We start from the raw sequence: 413 nt of genomic DNA, 5'->3' as shown, positions 1-413 counted from the left end.
GAACCGGATAGCCAAACGGCGACCAGAGTTTATTTTTCGCGTAGCCCCAGTACTCTTCACCCAAATTCCAGCGTTCTGCGATGGCATATGAACCATCAGCCAGGTGACTCAGCTCACCCACACGATGCGCCAGACGGTAGTAAAAATCTTTAATGAAGTTAACGTCACCCGCTTCCAGTTGATCCCAGCGAATTTCTGCATACTCTTCAGCTGGCAGAACACGCTTGAACACACCTTTGCTGTAACAATAAGTAAAGTCGCGATGCAACTGCCCGTAGTTACACCATAGGCCGTAGTCATCGAACAAATTCAGACCCACCAGGTTACCAATCACACGACCATCGTCTTTATCTTCAAAATCTTTCGGCCCGTTCGGGAAGATGGTGGTATGGACAAAGTTTGCTACACAAGTG

Annotated in this window: 1 protein-coding gene; it reads right to left on the bottom strand. The window is 48.2% G+C overall.

Annotated features, from left to right (window positions below; translation table 11 throughout):
- The coding region (locus ACNFOC_RS55620; protein WP_416966477.1) for an aldehyde ferredoxin oxidoreductase C-terminal domain-containing protein at positions 1-413 on the bottom strand (413 nt) is incomplete at both ends.

It is taken from the genome of Streptomyces colwelliae, from assembly GCF_048158785.1.
In the GTDB taxonomy this organism is placed as follows: Bacteria; Actinomycetota; Actinomycetes; order Streptomycetales; family Streptomycetaceae; genus Streptomyces.
This window is presented reverse-complemented; position numbering and strand designations above follow the sequence as displayed.